Origin of the sequence: Parapedobacter deserti (assembly GCF_042646065.1) — a bacterium.
Classification (GTDB): Bacteria; Bacteroidota; Bacteroidia; order Sphingobacteriales; family Sphingobacteriaceae; genus Parapedobacter; species Parapedobacter deserti.
Genome location: NZ_JBHRTA010000061.1, coordinates 132,975 through 151,134 on the forward strand (window position 1 = coordinate 132,975; position 18,160 = coordinate 151,134).

Below are 18,160 nucleotides of genomic sequence, written 5' to 3' on the forward strand. Positions count from 1 at the left end.
TGAACGTATATTGTCTCGGTGCTATTTCAAGCTTTCTTGTGGAGAAACACAATCGCCAAAGAAGGATGAGCCGACGAAAGAAGATTTGAAGAAATTGGTCGAGCGGTGCCGGGCGAATACGGATAGGAGGAATCAAACGGCTACGTCACCTGATGACCTGACTTATGAATATGACAGGGGTTATATCGGTATAGTTAGCGAAATCTGCTCTTATGACGTCTCTGTTTGGTCCGATTGCAGCATGATAGTCGCTTAAGCTTTTTACATAAAAGGTACCGATAGCCATAAACGGCAACGGAGTATCGGGAATACCGCTGGCGAGTCCTTTCTCGATGGTATATCTGACCAGATTTGACCCTAAAAACCCAGCTACCATGGGCATGTGCTTGGTTTTATAATACGCCATGTCAAAAGTTTTTCCTTCGGAAAATGGGTAAATGATAGCCACTTTTATTAAGCCTTTTTCGTTTTCGGCGGAGATTGGCTTTATAACATCAGATGACTGTTCTTCCTTGCTGAAAGAGGTAAGACATGTGATCAAAAGCAGAAATGAGGCGATGTGTTTAAATGTCATGACAGATATTTTTGTGTATTCAAACTAATTCGGAGGTGACCCTCCCGGCCGTGGGTGACCTATCGGTTTTCGATAGCGCTTCATTGATAGGCCAGTACAAGCCGCTTGCTGTCAATCGAAAGGATCTGCCATGTTTGCTTTGTTTCGCTAGGCATCCACTCGTAGTGCGTGGTAACCTGTAGGGTAGCGCCGGATTGGTTCCATCGGCCCTCGTAATTGGCATATGCCACTGGCGGCGTAGCGCACCAGCCTGCAATCTGTCGCATCACCACCTGACCATTTGCTTGGAATATCATGCCGTAGTCGTCGTTCTTCAATCGGGAGGCCCGGGTGTAAATGACAGCATTTTCCTCACTGCCTGCTTGGACCCACGTGCCGAGCAACGGATTGTTCGGGTCGATAGCCAGGTCATTTTTACTGCATGCGGCGAATACGATCAAACCGATGGCCAACATAAGGTAATGCTTTATGGGATGAGTAGCCATAGCTCTATTGGTTTTGTCTCTAATTGAACGTAAACAGATCGCTTTTTGCTACAGTGCGCTATACACGTCTACGATTAAATGGTGTCTTTCTGTCATGACCTGGTTCAGGATTTCGAAACATACCGCCGCACGACGCTGAATCTTGGAAGATCTAACCTCCGGGGTATAATTCCACAAACTGGGCCAAAACGGCCTTCCAATCGGCACCGTAGCGAAACTGCATCATCCTGCCGGTGGGCGAGATGACCACCTTGGTTGGGTAGCCCGATATTTTGTACGCATTTTGTACCTTTCCATCTGACAGTGCCACAGGGATCGCATACCCGGTTTCGGCCATAAACTTACCCACTTTGGCGGGTGTGTCGTAGCAAGCTATTGCCAGCAACTGCGCGCCGGCGAGTTTACCTGTGGTCATTTCGCTCCGGTAAAAAGCATCCAACGATGGCATCTCTTCCACGCACGGACCGCACCAGGTTCCCCAAAAATCGAGCACCAACCAGTTACCGCGGTACCGTTCCAGCGTAACAGGCTGCTCTTCCAGGTCGTTTAGTACGAAGTCCGGAGCTTCCGGCCAGGAAGCCACCATATCCTCTGCGAAAAACGTCACAAAATCTGTATCCGGCAATGACTGATCGTGAAGTTCACGGATACGCCCAAGCTGTTGCGGATCTGCCAAAAGTGTCTGAATCAAAAGCTGCTTGACCTCCTGCCGCTTCCCCCGCGCGATGAGGGCCTCTATATAATCGAATTGATACGAGTGTTTTGACTTAAGAAATGCGCCATCGTAAAAGCTGCCATAAGACTGCTCATGGGGTCCTTTGGGCGCATAGCTGGCGGCTTGTGCAAGGTAGGTGAGTGCCCGGGCCGAGTCTGCCGTTTGAAAGTCACGGTACTGGAGATATAGCGCATGGGCCAGGAGGTGCTGAGCCAGAAATTTTTCGTTCGCTTTGGGTCCCTCGGCCGGCGCGGTATCTACGACTGCTTTTAATCGCATGGTGGTATAACGTATCAGCGTATCGGCGACCGCTTGTTGACCGGCATCCCGCAGCAAGTCATAAACCAACAGATTGTAGCGCCCGGGATTACCCCGTAACCAATCGGCCGAATCCGCCGCCAGCTGCTCATGGGCGATTTGCCGCAAAACGGCGGTATCCTGCGCACGGTCCATGGCGCGTACCCCTTGTCCCAGCGGCTTGAAATCAGCCGCAAGGGTGCTATCTGCCAGCATCCGCGCTAACAGAGGGACCGCCCCGGCTGCCGGATTTGGATGCCCCGGCCTAAAGGCCTGTGCAAACGAATGCTGAATCCAATCCTGCAAACTTTCCAGCCGTGACAGCTCCATCAGTTTTATCAACGCATAGGCCGAATCCACGTCCTCGCGGTAGATATTCTGGAGCTTATTGTGCATGTGATGCGTGCCTGCCAGCAGGCTATTAGGTACGGTTTTTATCAACGCATGATAGCCGCCATAATCCGTAATCGCTTGGTACAGGTGCAACATCGTAAGGCGGTACACGTTGTCGGCGCCAAAGCGATCCCCGTACCGATCCCTATATGCGACGACAGCCACCGAATCAAAGGCCGCTTCTTTCTTGAGTTTATCGCTCCAGTACGACCCTTCAACCATCATGTTTACCCAAGCCGTATCCAGTGGCGCCGGCACCTCCGGATCAGTAACCTTGACCAACCTTAATTCTTGCCGTACCGATGCGTACGTACCATCCGGCAAGGTGTCAGTGTCTTGCGTCCGGCTTACCATCGAGTCAAGCAGTCCGGAACGTTTGTTCAACCATCGTGATGTTTCGCTGGTCCGCATATGGTCTTCTTCCCCTCGTCCGGGAAAACAGGAACGGATAAACATCGTATACATATTCAGGTTATTGACCAGGTGATCTTGGGTTTCTGCGGCAATCTGCCAGTGCTGCAGTTGCTCGTCAAGATGTTGCTGCATTCCGATGGCAGTGTCCAGCCGCCCATCGGCATGCAGCAGCACCGTAAACGGTTTATCAAGCAACGCCATGGGTAGCAAGAAAGCCGGATTATTCGTATTGATGTTTCCCGGGTCGCCCGTGTCCATTGAGGCAACTTTATCACGCTCGTGCATAAGGCGGCCTTCCAGCTTGTAGCCGCCATTGTCTGTACGTGCAATCAAGCGAAAGGCCATCGACTTCGACCCATTCTTGATCTCCTCGTCATTCATCCACACTTTTTGAGACCATTCGTAATACACAGGCCGGTTTTTTGCCAATTTCAGTGGCTGCCCCCATACTTGGTTCGGCACGTAAAGTAGTGCGGTAACGATCGTGATCAGTAAGGTACGCATGGTCTTATTGAGTTAGTTGAGTACTAAGGTAGTGATTTTTGATCGATACCGAAACAGGAAGTAATGAATTACTTACAAGTGGCGTTCTACGTAGGTACTGATAATCGACTACAGTTGAATCACGTAACTGGTAATCGCTTTGATGGCTGTTCCCGTTGTTTTGGCAAACGTATAGACATCGCAGAAGGCGTAAACATCGCCGGAAGCCATGTGCATCTCACCGTTTGCAGATGCTTCCCGGCCGTGGGTAACTACCGTATGTAGCACCATTTTCTTCACCGGCGAATCCTGCATCAGTGCCAGCTCTTTTAACATATCGGTCTTCCCTGAGATTTTTTTATCCCCAACCATATCCCACACGATGTCATCCGTGAGGTGGGCCGTAATATAGGGCACATCGCCATTGGCAAACGCGCTGTTGAAGTCCTTTAAAAATTCCCTGCGGGGCGAGTTGCCACAATCCGCCCTGATATCCAGTTCGACCATGTCTTTTTCTTTTCTCCAAAGATATGGCGGATATCCGTATGTCGTCATGGGTATTCGAGCCAACTTGAATAGGCTGACGCGACAAAATGGAGTCGGTTGGAATTTTGAAAATAAGGAGCGGCTGGATTTTTAAAAAACATATCTTTGTTTGGCAAAAATGGAGTTTGGCAAAAATGGAAAAATACAAAAATGAAGCATAACGTCGTCCTATTGATTTTACTGCTGCTCTCAGCTGTATCCTTTGGGCAGGTTGAAAAAACGGAAAAAGTGAAAATTACCCTCTTGGGAACTTTTCACTTTACGCCCTCTACGCAAGACACATACAGCACAAATGAGCTTCAGTTGACGAAGCAAAAGCAAAAGGAAATTGAAGAAGTAGTCCTAAAACTGACGCGATTCAATCCTGACCAAATTTGCATCGAAATGCCCACAAATAAACAGGAAGGTATAGACAGGCAGTATCAGCAATATCTTGAAGGCACGTACGAACTTGAGCTTAACGAAATTGACTTGCTTGGCTTTCAGACCGCAAAAAGGTTGGACTTGCCCCGGTTGACGTGCGTAAATTATTTGGGCAAATACAACATCAAGCCAGTTGAAGAGGCAGCCAAAATCTATGAGCAACAACACCTTCTCGAAGAAACGAACCAATATGGACAAGGGTTTGTCCAGGAGATGAATGAAATGGGTAAGAACCTGTCTTTAACCGACAACCTCATTTATCTAAATGACGATAATACCCTCAACAAAAACCTGCAACTATACACAAAATACTACACAAAAATTGGCAGCGGAGATAATTATGAGGGCACTGAACTGGTCGCCGGGTGGTACAAAACAAACCTGCATATCTATACCAATATTTTAAGGCAAGTGCAGCCAACAGATAAGGCAATATTGGTGATTTATGGGCAGGGGCATATTCCCTTGCTCAAGCATTTTTTTGAATCGAATCCTGATTTTGAAGTGATTGATATAAAATCCGTCTTAGAATAGGTGTCGATACCGAAAAACCGAAATCCATTCACTTAGCCGTACCCCGCCTCGTTGAACGGCATCACTGCAACGACAATGCTTGGCTATATACGCGCAGAGCTCTTTCGCGGGCAAATCGATGCTCGACAATCGGCAGGACAAGCCGGGTCTCAAAATCAGGGATCCAGGTGTTGATGTATTGCAGTGCTTTGTCAAACTTCTGCGCCTGAACGGTGGGATTGAAAATCCGGAAATAGGGTGCCGCATCGCAGCCAGAGCCGGCGGCCCATTGCCAATTGCCGTTGTTTACGGCCAGGTCGTAATCGTTTAGCTTGTCGGCGAAATATGCTTCGCCCCAACGCCAGTCTACGAGCAAATGCTTGCATAGGAAACTCGCCACGACCATCCTCACCCTGTTGGGCATAAATCCTGTTCTATTGAGCTGATGCATGCCGGCATCCACCAGGGGATATCCCGTTTCTCCCGCACACCATCGCCTGAATTCCGTTTCGTCATTTCGCCATTCGATACGGTCGTACTCGGGTTTGAAGCTATGCCCGACCACATGTGGAAAATGATACAGAATCTGCATGAAGAATTCCCGCCATATCAATGCATTGAGCCAGGTGTCGTTGTGCTGCAATGCAAAAGCGGCACACCGCCGGATGGAGATGGTGCCGAAGCGCAGCGCCATGCCCAGATGGGTAGAATGGTCCATTGCGGGAAAATCACGGTACCGGTCGTACTCATCGATGACTGCGGCATCCAGCTCCGGTGTACGGAACCAAATATCGGTTGGCTGGAAACCGATTGTTTCCAGTGTATGTATTTCTTTCTGGCGTGTCTGCACAAAATTATTCCGCGGCGTCGATACGGGCGCATAATGCGCTGGTCGCAACGTTGCTTTCCATGCCCTTGAATAGGGGGTGTAGACGGTGTACGGGGTGCCGTCATTCTTGGCGATCTCCGACCGCTCGAAGATCACCTGATCTTTGAATTCATAAAAAGCAATCCCTTTGGCTGCTAAATATTCCTTTATCGTGCGGTCCCTTTGGATCGCCTCCGGCTCATAATCACGGTTACAGTAAACGGCCGCTACGGAAAGCTGCGCCGTTATTTCGCTGAATATTTCGATCGGCTTGCCGTAGTACGTCTTCAACCCCGCATGGTGCGTCTGCAATTGCCGGTGCATGCTTGTAAGTGCTTGCTGGATGTAATCTACCCGGCGGTCATACCGGCTGTTCAGGCGATTGAGGATATCGGTATCATAGATAAAAACAGGAAGCACCGGGTGTGTTGAGGACAACGCCTGTTGTAGCCCTATGTTATCGTCGAGGCGCAGGTCGCGCCTGAACCAAAATATGGCAATGCTGCGATCCATCAATGATCGGGCTGCTCTTTACTGTGCTCGACCCAGATCAGTTTCGATGTGTCGTAGCCTATTTCTTCTGCTTTTTCGAGATATTCTTTCTTGATGCTATCGGGGATTGTGGTTTCCCTTGATAGGATCCAAAGGTACTTAAGACTCTCTCCTGCCACCAAGGCATACCGGTATTCTTCATCCAAGGCGATCACATTGTACCCCGAATAGAATGGACCGAAGAACGAAACCTTAAGTGCGCCGATGCTTGTATCGCCTCTGAAAGTTGCCTTTCCCGTAGCCGACTCCCATTCGCTTTTGACGTAGTTAAAGCCGCTGTTGAGTACTTTTATCGTGCCGTCGGCATTGGAACTGTATTGAGCGGTTACGTTGTTTAGGTCCCGCTCTTGCTTATGATCCAAGCGTGCTATTTCGTGCCATTTGCCCATATACCGATTGGGCTCAAAATGGTCTACTGGCCTGGCATTTTTAGGGATGCTCGCGCAGCCACCCAGCAGGGTGAGGCCAACGAGACCGATTATCAAAATTTGCTTGCTCATGGTCTTTATTGAACCTGCAATTCATTGAAAATGTTTTCGGTCGAGAAATTTTATGTAGTGTATTGATGCAATTTATTAACTTGCACTTGAACCAAATATAAGGGCATTATTCCGATAAACGCTAGAAAAGAAATGAAAACCTCATTTTTAGTACTCTTGGCTGTGTTCTCCTTCTTACGGTCGGCTGGACAAACAGAAGAAGGAAAGCCACCATCTTCGGACGCCTTACAAAAATTAAGAGCCGTCTTTGAGGACGTTTTATCTGGCACCGGCATACGGGATCTCCACCGTGATTTTGAAGTGAAGTATGATACATTGTCTCAGGAGTACCGGCTACACCTGGCCCCGGAGATTCCCTTGCCTGAATTCATTCTGGACACATTGCACGGCCATATCAACCGCATGTTGGGTGGTGCCCCACACATGAGGTTAATGGGGCAAGTTTATTTTGACCGTTATACGGATCATGCACTGGTGAACGTGATGGGATATTCAACAGACCGGATTTTTCAAGCTATCGGAATCATGGTTGAACCTGTAGGAGGCATTGGGAAGTTTTCTCGCCGGCTTCATGACCACCTGAAAGCGGAAGTGGACAAAGGGCATATCCGGATGGATAGTTTAACAGACAGGACGGCGATTAGCGTTGTCGTGGAGCGTGATGGATCGCTGGTCAATGTTGCCGATGCCGTGTTGAGAACTTCATTGGATGCTTATCTTTCCCAAGAGGGAAAATGGTCGCCGGGAATTATGAGCGGGCGCCCAGTGGCGTACGAACTGAAACTACGGTTGTACGTGGGTTATCTCCAAGGAAGGACCGGATGGCCTGAAGACGCCGAATGGCAGAAACGGCAAGTTCTATACTGGAAAAAGAAGGGACGGCGTTATTTGTATGGTTCGCTTGTGCGGCCGGATGCTCCCATAGCATCATTTGTATATGACGCTACGCTCGGCCAGTACAGGTTTCCCATCGTTCATGGTGGGAGCCGTGACGATTGCCGCCAACTGGCCATGGATATTCAGGAAGGCCTTGACAAACCGCCTTTCCTTTATGGTGCGTTTCATAGGGTGTATTTTTACTGGAGTACGAACTGACTATGCCGAATAACCTTTTTTTAAACCTGGGAATTCAGGAACTGATCACGAACAAGGGGCTCCATTATACGCATCACACCGTTTTGCCATGCTCACCGTGACCTGCGCAATCATCATCCATGAAGGCAGAATATGATCTGTCAGCGCAGCCAAATGATGGACCTGCCGCTGAAATGGGAGTTTCCGGGAGGGAAAGTGGAAACGGGCGAGGATGAGGAAGCGACCATCGTACGCGAAATCAGGGAAGAACTTCACCTGGAGATCGCGGTGGTGGAGCGGCTCCGGCCGGTGGAGCATGATTATCCGGCCTTTCGGATTTGCCTGGTGCCATTCATTGCGGAGCTCTTGGGCGGCGAATTGCTGCTTGAAGAACATGCAGACGCGAAATGGGTCGCCGCGGATGAGCTGGACCGATACGATTGGGCACCGGCAGATGTGCCGATTGTGGAGCAGCTGAGAAATAGATGATCACCATTCCTGCGGCGGATATTGATCGGCCCACCAGGGAAACCCGGTTATTCCTTTCGCTTTTAACCGTTCGATGAGTTGTGCGGTATGATGCTGTATGTGGCGGATACTGTTGATGTGAAGCTCTAACCGGCTGTATGGATACCATTCGAAGCCTGAATCTCCGTTGAGCGGCAATTTCGCGATGTCGTTTGGTAAGCTATCTTCCAGGGAGCTGATGAATGAAAGCAGCTCTTCTTTGGTATGGAATCCTTCGACCGTCACGTTTTCGTCGGGATTTTCCCAATCATGTATTCCGCCAAGGCTTTCGGCGCCTTCAATGGCGTTGGTCCATGGCATATAGCTTGCGGGGTTAGCACCTAAATAGAACTTTACGCCCCATAATATATGGTATGCCAACTGCCAGTTCGGATTGTTGTATTCGTCATTGTTCCATTGCGCGTCCGGTATTTTGTCAATGGCACTGCGTAGCATGCCCAGGCTTGCTTTGTACTGGGATGCAAGGATTTCGATAAGCATTGTGTTTCCCATGATTGTGTGTTCTTTTTACCTCGTCTATTTTTTCTGCCCCAAAATTAGTTTGGCGAATGACGGTAGGATTGTAAAAAATAGACATTTGCTAGTAGCCGCTCAGGGCAAGAAATTTATTGGGGCTGTACCCGGCGAATGCTTTGAAATCGTTTATAAAATGGGCTTGGTCATAGTAACCGTTTGCATAGGCCGCGTCGGTGAGGCTAATATAGCTGGGATAGGTGTTGAGGACGGTTTCAAAACGGACGATTCTTGCGAATAACTTGGGATTAAATCCCGAAGCCGCCTTGAACCTTCGCTCAAACTGCTTCTGCGAAAGGCAGAAATGACCGGACAATGATTCAATATTAACATTTCCTTTGTATTGGCGTATGAGTTGGGCCGCATGTTTGATGAGGGGGTCTCCCAGGCGTTGCTGCCGAAGCCATGAAACGAAATGGTCCGACAGGATGCGGATGCGATCTTGTGTTGTACTGGCTAACGCTATTTTTTCAACGAGCACTTTGCCGTCTTTGCCCAATAGCGTTTCAAGGGAAAAGAAGCGCCCATTGAGCTCAGAGGCAGGCATATGGAACAGAAAAGGGACGGCGTGCGAATACAGCGAAACGCCGAGCATGTGATAGAAGCCCCCGGCTGGAAACTGGCCGTGGCGATGGGTGTGTCCCTGCACGGTAGAGAAGACCAGGTCCGAACCACGAAAGGCAAACGCAATTTCCGTAAGGCTGTTTGCCGTCTGATAGTACGTTGGGTTTGCCTCCACGGTCTGCGCAGCCCACGATGCCGACCAGAAATGGCTGACAAAACCGTTAAGCGCTTCACAGGGAGGAATGGTGATATAGCTCATTTGTATGGGTTCCGTACGGGCAAAATTAAGAAATTAACCAGGAAAGGATACCAATAACCCGCATCCGGCGGGTGTACACCGTAGCGATGGTGGTGGCCCGCGATTACAAGGTCTACTTTATGAGAACGGTTTCTGCTAGCAACATGCTGTGCCCGAAGCGGCAGGCGCTGCCGCACCACTGGCATGCGCCTGCGCTTAGGCTTCTAAACACATGATCGCTAAGGCAGCCAATAGGCTGCTATGTCTTTGTTTTAGGCATCTAAATATACGAATATTTTGAAAAATGCAACCCTTTAAGGCAAACTTTGCCGCATTCAAAAACCGTTAACAGTTGGACGGCCTGCGCATTATTCGGCTGCAACCTGGATAAAAGAATAGCGACAGTTTACGGAAAGACAGGTGTGCCATTGCGTTGCAGACTGAAAAAATGATCCCACAAATGTGGTACGGTTTCCGCATTTTGGACAGGTACTCGGCTGGTCGGAGTATGCATAAAATGTACTTGGCTTTGAATTTACTTCTTGGTGTTTCATAGTAGATGTTGATGTTGATTGCTCCTTCGTAAAGTTAGGAAAAACTTTTATGAGAAGTGCCACAGGCTGGGGCGCTTTTTGGCTGCAAGCTGTAACAATTTCGCAACAGCTTGATGTGGAACCCAGGAAGACCTAAGCCCTCGGATAATTTTCGAGATGCTTTCTCAAATACTCCCCAGTGGCGGACGTTTCATGCGCTAACAATTTCTCGACAGGCCCCTCAAAAATCAATGCTCCACCGTACTTTCCGGCGCCAGGTCCGATATCAATTACCCAATCTGCCTGCGCGATGATATCCAGGTTGTGCTCAATCACCACTACGGTGTTGCCATGGTTGATGAGTTTATCGAATATCGTCATCAGATTTTCAGTATCTGACGGATGTAAGCCGGTGCTTGGCTCATCCAGCACAAGCAGGTTGGTTTTGCTATTTAGTTCCTTTGTTAATTTTAGCCGCTGTCTTTCTCCGCCCGAAAAAGTGTTTAGTCGCTGGCCTAATGTGATATAGCTCAAACCCAGTTCTATTAGCAAATTGAAATGACCTGAGAATTCCTGGTTTTTGAAAAAGTCCAACGCTTCTGCTATCGTAAGGTTCATGGTTTCTGCGATGTTTTTGCGCTGGTATTTAAACCTCAAAACTTCTGGATCGAATCCGCTCCCGCCACATACTTCGCAGGGTTCTTCCACATCTTCCATAAATGCCAGATCGATTTTTTCAATGCCCAATCCTTTACAGTTCGGGCAGGCGCCATTGCTATTCCGGCTGAATAATTTGTTACTTACCCCATTCGATCTGGCAAACAGGTCGCGGACACTGTCGGAAACGCCGAGATAAGTCAGCAAATTGGCTCTTGAACTGATAGCAATCGGGCTTTGATCGATAATCCGGGCTTCGGGATACTGCGTTGGTAAAACCTTACTGATTAGGGTGCTTTTACCCGAGCCGGCTACTCCGGTAACTACCGACAGAACAGTTGTGGGTATGCCAACCGTAATGTTTTTCAGGTTATACAGCTTGGCATCGTTGATCATTATTTTTCCCGTAGCTACACGCGGGCTTGCGTTGTAAGTCCGCTTGCGTGAGAAATATTGCCCGGTCTTACCTTTTGATTTTTTCAGCTCCTTAAAACTGCCCTCAAAGACAATTTCTCCGCCTTTAGTTCCCGACAGCGGCCCCATATCCACAATATGGTCAGCGATCTTGATCAAATCGGGATCATGTTCGACAATCAGCACGGTATTGCCTTTTCTTTTGATCTGCTGAATGATGCTGGAAATCTGAGCAAGGTCTTTGGGGTGAAGGCCTATACTGGGTTCGTCAAATATATACAATAGATCTTCTAAGCTGTTGCCCAGGTGCTTGACCATTTTTATGCGCTGGGACTCACCTCCGGATAAGGTGTTTGTGGCCCGGTCTAATGTGAGGTACTGAAGACCGATGGTCACTAAATTCTCGAGTTTCCTGATCAGCTCATGAAGTATCGTTTCATATGAAGCTGAAGATAATGAGCGGATAAATAACAACAACTCATCGATAGAAAGCGCGGCACAGTCTGCAATATCGTTGCCTTCAATGTTGCAGAAAGCACCTTTGTGTTAAGTCTTTTTCCCTTGCATACTGGACACATGCCAGAGACGATGATCTTTTGAAGGTCGTTTTTTCTTAGCTTGTATTCTTTGGAGTCCTTTTTCAGGAAATCTCTTTCTATCCGTGGGATCAGACCAATATACTGCATCGTTTTGCCCCATTCTTTGGCAGGATGCTTGGGTTTATGTTCTTCTGCATAGAGCAACAAATTCCATTCTTCATGCGAGAAGTCTTTCAGTTTTTTATCATTGTCAAAGTATCCCGCCCCGGCATACCTCAACCAACGGTAACCGCCCTTCTGGAAGGTGGGAAATTGAATGGCTCCTTCGTTTAAGGACTTGTTTTTATCTATTAGCTGATCGACATTGATGCGGCTCGTATAGCCCAATCCCTCACAAGCCGGACACATTCCCTGTGGATGGTTAAATGAAAAGACATTGGAATAGCCCACAAAAGGTTTGCCCATTCTTGAAAACAGTAGACGCAAAGCCGCATAAATATCTGTGGCCGTTCCTACGGTGGAGCGTGCATTGCCACCTAACCGTTTCTGATTGATGATTACGGGAACATTGAGGTGTTCAATTTTATCTACATCTGCAACTCCAAGATGTGCCAGGCGATTTCTGACAAAACTGCTTTGGGTTTCATTGATCTGGCGTTGTGCTTCTGCACCGATAGTTTCGAAAACTAATGATGATTTTCCAGAGCCGGAAACCCCTGTGAAAACGGTTATTTTGTTTTTGGGGATTTCCAGCGAAATGTTTTTAAGGTTGTTTTGCCGGGCGCCAAATATTTTTATCGTCTTCATCAATATTTATAAACACGAGGAGTGTTGCGCTAATTCGTCGCACGCTCTTCCAAATGCCGAAGGATATCGGTGATTTGGTTCAGATGCCATTGCGTATGGATACAGATAAAAGTCAACCATTCATACCGGGTGAGGTAGCCGATGAACGGAAACTCCATGTCAAGGCATAAAGCCGTGAGGTTTTTGCCGCCTGCAATCTGTAGCAGCCGCTCTTTGTTGTGCGTGAGCTGAACAATCAACTGCCGTAGGTTATGCGACGTTTCCTTGGGATAAACCTGCGGATCTGCTTCTGATTTCTGATTCCTATCTGAAAACATAGCACGCAGGTCTGCAGCCTTTTCGTCGTATGCACGTTCGGCATGCTGGCTCTTTGAATCGGGGACGCCCTGGCTGCAAATGATGATGTGTTCCGCAACCTGGCCTAATGTCCAGCTGCCTTCAAAAGGAACCTCATTTACTATGTGCGCAGGTACCGTTTCCAACGCTGCTATCACCGCGTCGAAAACGGTATGGACTTCTTTACTTATATATTCAGCTCCCATGTTTCGTTCGTTTTTGCTCCCCCCGCGCGCTCAGCGCAGAGTCTTGATTAGTGATGGAAACAAAACTAACGATCCCCGTTGGAATCACAAAGGGTAGTAACTGCCATTTTAAGGGGGTAATCCGGACAGTTTGCAGCAAAGATTAAGCAAAAACGCAAACATAGGCAGCAAGGTGGACTGCGAAACCTTATTGCAGCTTTTTCTGCGTACTGATGGCGATCCGGTTCCAAGCGTTGATAGTCACTACGGCCATGATAATTTGGGCGATGTAGTGGTCATTAAATAGCTGTTTGGCCCGGTCGTAGGTCGAATCCTGCAATCCGCTTTCATGAATAAGGGTGATTTCCTCGGTCATTTCTAAAATTATCCGTTCCTCCTCGGTATAGAGGTCGGTTTCCCGCCATGCATCGAGTAAGAAAATCCGCTGGTTGGTTTCGCCATGATCCAGTGCATCAGCGGTGTGCTTGTTGATGCAGAATGCACACCCGTTGATCTGCGAGGCCCGTATCAGGATCAGGTAATAATGTGTCTTTGATAGCAGGGAATTTTGCAGGTAATTTTCCAGTGCAAACATACCTTTGTATGCACCGGGTTCTAATTGGTGAATGTCAATCCGATTTTCCATATAAGTTGTTTTTATTTCCCGGCAAAAATAGATTGCTGCGGCGAGGAAAATCTTAAACGGGTTTAAGAACGCTTTTTGCGCTTGATTTCGCTTAAATATTCGGGGGTCATATTCAGGTACGAAGCCAGCAGGTGCTGTGGTACCCTGTTTGTAAAATCAGGGAAATTGTCGTTGAAGTGATGATAGCCTTCCTCCCGCGAAAAGTCGAAGAGATATCTTGTCCGGAATTGGGATGCAGCATAGGCGCGCTGATAGATTAAACGGAAATACCGTTCCAACTTTGGAAAGCGCCTCAATAGCTTTTCCTGATTGGGGTAATCGATGGCTAACACATCGGTGTGCTCAATGGCCTGTATGGCAAAATCGGTGATTGCTTGGTTGTCGAAAGCGGCGTAATCGGTGATCCACCAATTTTCAATGGCAAACTGAATGGTTTGCTCATTGCCCTTATCGTTTATAAAGAATAGCCTTAAACATCCTTTGATAACAAAGAAATGAAACCTGCACTTGGTGTAGGGTTCGAGAAGCGCCTCTTTCCTGGAAAAGGATGTCAAACGGAAGAAGCTTAGCATTTCGGCTTCTTCGTTGCGATCGAGTTCAATAAACTCTCTGAAATGCTTAATTAGGGTGTCAGGCATAGCTGTAATAGATGTGTTGGTCGTTTCACTCAGTTGAAGCTTTCCCTAAATTCCAATGGGCTCTGATTTGTTTTATTGCGGAAAAACTTGCTGAACGACTGTGGATGTTCAAAGCCCATTGAATAGGCAATTTCCGAAACAGATAGACCGGTGGTGGAGAGCTTTTCCTTGGCTTTTTCGATCAGCTTGTTGTGGATATGCTGCTGGGTGTTTTGCCCGGTGAGGGATCGCAGCATGTCGCTGAGGTAGCTTGGGGAAAAGTTCAGCCGGTCGGCAAGCGACTGGACCGTGGGGATGCCGCCGTTCAGTGACGCTTGCCCGTCGAAATACTCGTCCAACAGGGCTTCCAAGGCTCCTAACACCGTATCATTGACGGGCTTGCGGGTGATGAATTGCCGCGTGTAAAAGCGATGGGCGTAATTCAACAGTAACTCGATCTGCGAGATAATTATATCGTGACTGATATCATCGATGCGGCTGTTTAGTTCCTCTTCCATGTTCCTGAAAACAGAAAGAATGACTTCTTTTTCCTTGTCAGACAAATGCAGTGCCTCGTTGGTGGAATAGGAAAAATAATGGTACCGCTTAATAGTTTTTGCTAAGGGATAGTTTAACAAAAAATCAGGATGTATTAATAGGGTGATCTGTTGATTGACACACTGATTTTCGACTTGGCCGTTGCCCACCTTGTCATTATTGCCGACAATCTGATGGGGCGCAGCGAAAAATAGCCCGCCCTCGCTGAAATCGAAATAGGTCTGTCCGTACCGCAGCGTGCCCCCCAGATCGGGTCTGAAGGATATCTTATAAAAATTTAACACATGGCGGTGCGCGGGCGGCAGCCCAGCCACGGGATTATCGACGCCGTTGACAAGTGCAATCAGCGGGTGCTGGGGAGCCGGAAAACCGACGGCTTTCATGGCCTCCGATAACGACTCGAACTGCTTGGGTGCGTGTTCGCTTTTCATCATACAAAGATAGTATTTAACCTGTAAAACGCCGTCCGGTATCCATTCGCGGATACCGGATGCGGCGTTATAACTTTACCCTTGGGCCGCATTTGAAAAGGCTTCCCATGCTTCCCAAATCTTTAGCCGGCTGGAATAGGCTTCACGGACCTCGGGTAAGTTATACTTACCCAGAAATAGACGTAACGGTGGCTCGGGGGCGTCTACCGCGGCAAAAATTGCTTCCGGCGTTGCTTCGGGAGCGCCCTTTTCCAGCTGCTGGATTTTTCCGAAAAGTTTAGCTTTCAATTCGTCATAAATAGGCTGGCTATCCGCAAACTTCAATGATTCTTGGCTGCTGAACGTGGTCGCGTAAGCGCCCGGCTCGATGATGGTGACATCAATACCGAAGGGCTTTACCTCAACGGCTAAGCTCTCATAAATGGCTTCAAAGGCCCACTTGGATGAACAATAATAGCCAATTACCGGATATGCTACGTGCCCCAGCGAACTGGACGTGCCCAAGATGTGTCCCCGCCCTTGTTTCCGCAGCAACGGCAATGCGGCCTGGATCACGGAAACGGGGCCAAACACATTGGTATCGTATAGCTGCCGGATGTCATCGGCACTGGCTTCTTCAATCGTTCCGACGAGCGAATAGCCTGCATTGTTTAAGACGACATCCAGTCGGCCGAAATGGGCATGGGCGGCATTCACTGCGGTTGTTGCCTGCTGGCGGTTGATAACGTCCAAAGCCAGTGTAAGTACATTGGCTCCGTATTTCTCTTCCAGATCGGCAATGCTTTCCAAGTTGCGGGCGGTGGCGGCTACCTTGTCGCCGCGTTGGAGTGCGGCTTCGGCCCACACCCGCCCGAAGCCCCGGGAAGCCCCGGTAATGAACCATACTTTTTCTGTTTGTTTTGCAGCGTTTGCTGCATCGGCTTGTTGTTGTACCATAGTCATATATGCTGTTAAATAAACGATGGGGCAAAGTTCGGGAGGCGCCGGTCCGGGCGAGTAGCCAAAACGGGTGGGGTTGTAGCCGAAATGGGAAAGGACGGCCGGCAGGCGATGGAAACCTCCGCCCGGGGAAGGGCGGAGGTCTGGTGCTTAATCGCTATTGCGTTATATCAAACCCGGCAGGTCCAGAATCTGCCCGGCATCTTCCAGCCGACGACGTAGTTCGCCGTAGTCGACCTGCTGTACATCGATGTCTTCGTCGATCGCCAGTATGGCTGCTGCGGCTGCGGAGTGACCGAGCACCATAAAGGTCCACTCCAAGCGGATAGCGCCGTAAGCGATGTAACTTGATGACGGACAGGTGGGAGTGAGTAGATTTGTGCATTCGCCGGGCTTGGGCACCAACGCACGGTAAGAAATGGGAAGCGGCCGCCATTGCCCTGCTGGCTCAAACACAAAGCCTTCGTTGTAGGCGTATCCGTCTTTAACGATCCGTCGGGTACTGTGCACGTCTGGAGGCCAGTAGGCAACCCCAACAGGATCTTCAACCGGTATGGGATCAGGTGTGAGTATATGATGCTCCGTGATGACGTAATCTGAAACCATCCGCCGAGCGCTGCGTACGTAAAACTGCCGCGGCCATCCACCGTTGTCGGTGAATTCGTCCTTGGCCAGTCCCCAGGATGCCCATTCCCGTTGGAGATCGGGATCTAACTCGCCGACTTCGGGATCATTGGCCAGGAAGTAAAACCAACCTTGGGTAAACGTCTTGTGCTGATTGAAAATCGCTTCGCGCGTACGGTAGTCTCCGGTGGGGTAGCCTACGTTCATGCCGTACAGATTGTGAGAAAGGTCGTGCCAAGCGCCCAGATCTGATTTTTGGTTGGGCACGGACGCCCAAGGCCACAATAGCTTGCCGCCAGCCCTCAGGTACCTTAGGTAAATCTCGTAATGACTGCGGTCGTAACCGGCAGGCTTTTCAAACGGAATCTGATTTTCCTTGACCGGCGTGAGGCATGCGCGGAAGCAGTATGCTTGGATGTACGGACTGGCGCTGCCCGGCTGGCCGATATCTCCCGGCTGAATGGTGTAAATCAGCCCGCTGCTTGGATTTCCGGGGTCGACATAGGGATCAATGGGCAAAGCGAACTGGGCATGCGTGGTTTCGGCCCGGACACCATTGAGGGTTTCACCATAGGTGTCGTTGGATTCGCGGCCTGAGGCGACCGAAACGCCGGCCGCTGCCAATAGATCGCCTTCGTATGAGGCGTCGATGAATACCCGGGCACGGAAGGTCTTGCCGTCTTCCATCGCGATTTGCTGGATGCGGGTACCCGATTTGGTCACCGCGCCGGAATTTTCGGAGAGCCGGGTCTGGGTAAACACATGCACACCTGCCGCCGCGAGCCACTCCTCGATGAGCCGCTCGGCGACGCCTGGTTCGTGCGGCCAGATCTCGCGCACCTTCTTTTTATTTTTTACCGCGTCTAAAAATGCCGCCTCGCGGTCGTAATGCACGGCGATGCGCCGGTAGAACTCAATGGCCAAACCGCCCACGGCAAGGCTGTTCTGAAAGTCTTTCTGGCTGTCTATGTCGGTAACGCCAAGACCATTTACGAGGATGCCCCCAACAGCATAGGTGGGCTCGATAAGGGCCACCGTCTTGCCGTTGTTGGCGGCATGGATGGCGGCGATGAATCCGCCGGGGGTGCCACCGTATATGACAATGTCGTAAGGCCGGTCTGCACGCTCGCAGGCGGCGAGCCATAGCACCGACATAGCTATGAAATATGCAATCTTGTTCATGGATACGTATAA

Annotated in this window: 19 protein-coding genes; 3 read left to right on the top strand and 16 right to left on the bottom strand. The window is 49.3% G+C overall.

Annotated features, from left to right (window positions below; translation table 11 throughout):
- Positions 1-145: 145 nt before the first annotated feature.
- From ACFOET_RS19910 to ACFOET_RS19925, 4 genes are all read right to left on the bottom strand, one after another.
- Positions 146-574: an EthD family reductase gene (locus tag ACFOET_RS19910; RefSeq protein WP_379025998.1), complete on the bottom strand. Its 429-nt coding sequence runs from the start codon at positions 572-574 to the stop codon at positions 146-148.
- Between the two features lie 80 nt (positions 575-654).
- Positions 655-1,059 carry a hypothetical protein gene (locus ACFOET_RS19915; protein WP_379026000.1) on the bottom strand — a complete coding sequence of 135 codons (405 nt, stop codon included), beginning with the start codon at positions 1,057-1,059 and terminating at the stop codon, positions 655-657.
- Positions 1,060-1,210: 151 nt separating this feature from the next.
- Positions 1,211-3,382 carry a TlpA family protein disulfide reductase gene (locus tag ACFOET_RS19920; RefSeq protein ID WP_379026002.1) on the bottom strand — a complete coding sequence of 724 codons (2,172 nt, stop codon included), beginning with the start codon at positions 3,380-3,382 and terminating at the stop codon, positions 1,211-1,213.
- Between the two features lie 108 nt (positions 3,383-3,490).
- Positions 3,491-3,916, bottom strand: coding sequence for a nuclear transport factor 2 family protein (locus ACFOET_RS19925; RefSeq protein ID WP_379026003.1), 426 nt, complete (start codon positions 3,914-3,916; stop codon positions 3,491-3,493).
- Between the two features lie 141 nt (positions 3,917-4,057).
- Between ACFOET_RS19925 and ACFOET_RS19930 the strand changes: the two genes are divergently transcribed.
- Positions 4,058-4,864 carry a DUF5694 domain-containing protein gene (locus ACFOET_RS19930; protein WP_379026005.1) on the top strand — a complete coding sequence of 269 codons (807 nt, stop codon included), beginning with the start codon at positions 4,058-4,060 and terminating at the stop codon, positions 4,862-4,864.
- A gap of 61 nt (positions 4,865-4,925) precedes the next feature.
- Here the strand turns inward: ACFOET_RS19930 and ACFOET_RS19935 are convergent, their stop codons facing one another.
- A complete protein-coding gene (locus ACFOET_RS19935) occupies positions 4,926-6,224 on the bottom strand; it encodes a cryptochrome/photolyase family protein (RefSeq protein ID WP_379026007.1) in 1,299 nt (432 codons plus the stop codon).
- Complete coding sequence (locus ACFOET_RS19940; RefSeq protein WP_379026009.1) at positions 6,224-6,763, bottom strand: lipocalin family protein; 540 nt, start codon at positions 6,761-6,763, stop codon at positions 6,224-6,226. Before ACFOET_RS19940 ends, ACFOET_RS19935 begins: the two co-directional genes overlap by 1 nt.
- A gap of 132 nt (positions 6,764-6,895) precedes the next feature.
- On the opposite strand from ACFOET_RS19940, the gene ACFOET_RS19945 reads away from it, so the two are divergent.
- Positions 6,896-7,858, top strand: a complete 963-nt coding sequence (locus ACFOET_RS19945; RefSeq protein WP_379026011.1) for a hypothetical protein — start codon at positions 6,896-6,898, stop codon at positions 7,856-7,858.
- A gap of 153 nt (positions 7,859-8,011) precedes the next feature.
- A complete protein-coding gene (locus tag ACFOET_RS19950; protein WP_379026013.1) occupies positions 8,012-8,326 on the top strand; it encodes a (deoxy)nucleoside triphosphate pyrophosphohydrolase in 315 nt (104 codons plus the stop codon).
- On the opposite strand, the gene ACFOET_RS19955 is transcribed toward ACFOET_RS19950, so the two are convergent.
- The 10 genes from ACFOET_RS19955 to ACFOET_RS20000 form a co-directional block, all read right to left on the bottom strand.
- On the bottom strand, positions 8,327-8,857 hold the full coding sequence (locus ACFOET_RS19955) for a hypothetical protein (RefSeq protein WP_379026015.1): 531 nt from the start codon (positions 8,855-8,857) through the stop codon (positions 8,327-8,329).
- An 88-nt stretch (positions 8,858-8,945) separates the two neighbouring features.
- Positions 8,946-9,701: a helix-turn-helix domain-containing protein gene (locus ACFOET_RS19960; protein WP_379026017.1), complete on the bottom strand. Its 756-nt coding sequence runs from the start codon at positions 9,699-9,701 to the stop codon at positions 8,946-8,948.
- Between the two features lie 665 nt (positions 9,702-10,366).
- A complete protein-coding gene (locus tag ACFOET_RS19965; RefSeq protein WP_379026019.1) occupies positions 10,367-11,680 on the bottom strand; it encodes an ATP-binding cassette domain-containing protein in 1,314 nt (437 codons plus the stop codon).
- 20 nt (positions 11,681-11,700) lie between these two features.
- On the bottom strand, positions 11,701-12,630 hold the full coding sequence (locus ACFOET_RS19970) for an excinuclease ABC subunit UvrA (RefSeq protein WP_379026021.1): 930 nt from the start codon (positions 12,628-12,630) through the stop codon (positions 11,701-11,703).
- Positions 12,631-12,659: 29 nt separating this feature from the next.
- Positions 12,660-13,172 (bottom strand): DinB family protein, encoded by a 513-nt coding sequence (locus ACFOET_RS19975; protein ID WP_379026023.1) that lies wholly within the window; start codon positions 13,170-13,172, stop codon positions 12,660-12,662.
- Between the two features lie 187 nt (positions 13,173-13,359).
- A complete protein-coding gene (locus tag ACFOET_RS19980) occupies positions 13,360-13,797 on the bottom strand; it encodes a carboxymuconolactone decarboxylase family protein (RefSeq protein ID WP_379026025.1) in 438 nt (145 codons plus the stop codon).
- A 62-nt stretch (positions 13,798-13,859) separates the two neighbouring features.
- The gene (locus ACFOET_RS19985) at positions 13,860-14,435 is read right to left on the bottom strand and encodes a Crp/Fnr family transcriptional regulator (RefSeq protein WP_379026027.1); all 576 of its coding nucleotides are present in this window, start codon (positions 14,433-14,435) and stop codon (positions 13,860-13,862) included.
- A 29-nt stretch (positions 14,436-14,464) separates the two neighbouring features.
- The gene (locus ACFOET_RS19990) at positions 14,465-15,406 is read right to left on the bottom strand and encodes a helix-turn-helix domain-containing protein (protein WP_379026029.1); all 942 of its coding nucleotides are present in this window, start codon (positions 15,404-15,406) and stop codon (positions 14,465-14,467) included.
- 72 nt (positions 15,407-15,478) lie between these two features.
- On the bottom strand, positions 15,479-16,339 hold the full coding sequence (locus ACFOET_RS19995; RefSeq protein WP_379026031.1) for an SDR family NAD(P)-dependent oxidoreductase: 861 nt from the start codon (positions 16,337-16,339) through the stop codon (positions 15,479-15,481).
- 168 nt (positions 16,340-16,507) lie between these two features.
- Positions 16,508-18,148 carry an FAD-dependent oxidoreductase gene (locus ACFOET_RS20000; RefSeq protein ID WP_379026033.1) on the bottom strand — a complete coding sequence of 547 codons (1,641 nt, stop codon included), beginning with the start codon at positions 18,146-18,148 and terminating at the stop codon, positions 16,508-16,510.
- Positions 18,149-18,160 lie beyond the last annotated feature (12 nt).